Annotated in this window: 4 protein-coding genes; all 4 read left to right on the forward strand. The window is 47.4% G+C overall.

The features are described from left to right. The coding region (locus ABZJ92_RS21970; RefSeq protein ID WP_152025999.1) for an integrase core domain-containing protein at positions 1-221 on the forward strand (221 nt) is incomplete at its 5' end. After that, complete coding sequence (locus tag ABZJ92_RS21975) at positions 205-564, forward strand: hypothetical protein (protein WP_000563002.1); 360 nt, start codon at positions 205-207, stop codon at positions 562-564. The genes ABZJ92_RS21970 and ABZJ92_RS21975, both read left to right, overlap by 17 nt. Beyond that, entirely contained in the window at positions 564-869 is a 306-nt protein-coding gene (gene yfdT / locus ABZJ92_RS21980; RefSeq protein ID WP_000206732.1) for a protein YfdT, read from the forward strand. The genes ABZJ92_RS21975 and yfdT overlap by 1 nt, the downstream gene beginning before the upstream one ends. After that, positions 785-1,049, forward strand: a 265-nt coding sequence (locus tag ABZJ92_RS21985; protein ID WP_256548153.1) for a helix-turn-helix domain-containing protein, incomplete at its 3' end; no start/stop codon positions are given. The genes yfdT and ABZJ92_RS21985, both read left to right, overlap by 85 nt.

A 1,049-nucleotide genomic window follows, 5' to 3' on the forward strand; every position in this document is an offset into this window, starting at 1 on the left:
CGTATGACAACGCGATGGCGGAGAGCATCAATGGTCTTTACAAAGCGGAGGTAATACACCGTAAGAGCTGGAAAAACTGTGCAGAAGTGGAACTGGCCACACTAACGTGGGTGGACTGGTATAACAATCGACGATTGCCGGAAAGGCTGGGCCACATCCCTCCGGCAGAAGCAGAAAAAGCTTATTATGCTTCCATCGGAAACGATGATCTGTCAGCCTGAGTTCACAGATAAAACACTCTCCAGGAAACCCGGGGCGGTTCAGAAAGTAAATGAAACAGATGCTGAATACCTGGTGCGTAAATTCGATGAGCTTGAAGCTAAATGTGCAGCACAGGAAAACAAAGTAATACCAGTGTCAACTGAACTGCCACCAGCAAATGAAAGTGTTTTGTTATTCGATGCTAACGGAGAAGGCTGGCTAATTGGCTGGCGTTCTCTCTGGTACACCTGGGGACAAAAAGAAACCGGAGAATGGCAGTGGACATTTCAGGTCGGGGACCTTGAAAACGTCAATATCACTCACTGGGCAGTAATGCCAAAAGCACCGGAGGCTGGAGCATAATGACCACTTTTACCGACAAAGAACTGATTAAAGAAATTAAAGAGCGTATCAGCAGCCTTGACGTGCGAGACGATATTGAGCGCCGTGCTTATGAAATCGCACTCCTATCTCTGGAAGTAGAACCAGATGAACGCGAAGCTTATGAATTATTCATGGAAAAGCGTTTTGGTGACTTAGTAGATCGTCGGAGAGCAAAAAACGGCGATAACGAATACATGGCATGGGATATGACTCTCGGTTGGATCGTCTGGCAGCAACGAGCTGGTATCCATTTCTCAACAATGTCACAGCAAGAGGTGAAATAATGGAGCCATACAGCCTCACACTCGATGAGGCCTGTCATTTTCTCAAGATATCCAGACCGACTGCCATTAACTGGATACGCACAGGGCGTCTTCAGGCAACACGCAAAGATCCCACTAAGAATAAATCTCCTTACCTCACAACACGACAAGCCTGCATTGCGGCTCTTCAGTCTCCGCTGC

The sequence above is a fragment of the Shigella sp. FJ200513 genome (genome assembly GCF_040495915.1).
Classification (GTDB): Bacteria; Pseudomonadota; Gammaproteobacteria; order Enterobacterales; family Enterobacteriaceae; genus ECMA0423.